Origin of the sequence: Vibrio agarilyticus (assembly GCF_012641465.1) — a bacterium.
In the GTDB taxonomy this organism is placed as follows: domain Bacteria; phylum Pseudomonadota; class Gammaproteobacteria; order Enterobacterales; family Vibrionaceae; genus Vibrio; species Vibrio agarilyticus.
The window spans coordinates 1-1,539 of record NZ_JABAIK010000043.1 but is presented as its reverse complement, the minus strand read 5'-3'; the positions used below and the strand labels follow the sequence as shown (position 1 = coordinate 1,539).

The window sequence follows — 1,539 nt, the reverse complement described above, 5'->3', positions numbered from 1 at the left end:
AAGGTGATGGCGCACTGCATGAGATGAGAGATGACCTGATTGAAGAGCTCGGCGACATTATAGATGATGGCTCAGGTGGCGGATTCGCTAGCACTCCCCCTGTTAATGATTTCGTTCTGTCGAAGATTGGATTTTAGTTTTGCTGCATCCTTAGAGCAAAACAGATCCTATTTCGGAAAGTTAATTTGGATTTAAGTGTTGGCTTTAGTCATCCGCAAAAATTTCATCTGTTTGTTTGTGATCAAACCTTTGTTGGTGGCCAATCGCTGCGCGATTGAAGCTGTACCACTAAATATAAGCACTGTCATACCAGTCAAAAGTACCAGATTAAATCATAACCAAAGCCTACATCTGAACGGCTTTGGTTTACTACGCTCTGAACATCAAAGAATCAAAAGCCTTAATGCGAATAGCAAATTTTTGTTTTCCTAACAGCTAACTCGATGTCACTATTTTCCCTAGATTATTACTGACTTTGCTACAGATTTGTTCGTTAAATTTGTCGATATTTAAGATCTTCGCGTCAACGTTGATCCCTTTCTCACGATAAACTTCGATAAGCTTCCAGACTGTTTTCCCCCTCTCAAGTATCACAAATGTTGAAAATGGGATTCCGTTGTAATTGACACTTGATGTGACATGAATACAACATGTTAAACCAGCGCTGATACGCTGGTTTTTGTTTGCCCAGCAAAGCTGTCAGGTTGAAAGAAACTGAATCTCACTGACTGAGGGAAAGGTAATCCGAATCGCTCGGTGATTACATATACATCCACCGGTGATCGTGCAGGCTCGTTTCTGGACAAAAGCGTGCTAAATTATTATGCTCACTAGCCAAGCTACGATTGGCAAAAGTAAGTCAAAAGGCAAGACATGCCCCATTTTTCGTTTTTGTTTCACCTGAACATGATTACACATTCAAAAAACTAGATTCAAGCCTTACAATTACTTTCCTAGGTAAACGAACCAACTCAAAGCTATTTTCGCTTAACCCCGCGACTGAAGAGTTAAAAGTATCTTCATTTTCATCAAATGATGCCGCCACAATACTCTGTAACCCGCGAGTTTTTGCTAAGGTGTCAAGCATTTGATTCACACTCTTGGTACTCATAGAGTGCTGTGCTGGCTCATCAAACAATATTAGCCCCGGATGGTTCCCTCCTTGAGATGCCGATGCTTTATATAGTGCAATCAAGTAAGACCAAATAAGCCTTACAAAATCACTCGCTGATGAGTCAGATTTAATATCGGCCATACTTGCACTTTGCTTTTTCTGAAGCTCTGTAGGTGTTTCTAGCTGCTCTCTAAGCTCTATGTCACTTAGATAAGGGAGAAGTGTTCCTGGCTTCACTTCGATTTCGTCGACTTCAGCACTTCGATAGCCAAATTTGGAGGCTAATGACTTAAAGTCAGTCGAGAAAGCGTTAATTTTCCCCCAGTCATTTCCTGTGAAGCTATTGTAACCCTCCCCGAAAAGCTGGTCGTTAGCAATTAGAGTTTTTCCGTTTACACTGAAACAAACGGAGAACGTCTGATGAA

1 pseudogene is annotated in these 1,539 nt (G+C 41.1%); it reads right to left on the bottom strand.

The window, feature by feature from the left end:
* Positions 1-910: 910 nt before the first annotated feature.
* Positions 911-1,539: pseudogene (locus HGP28_RS18860) on the bottom strand (hypothetical protein); the annotation flags it as partial.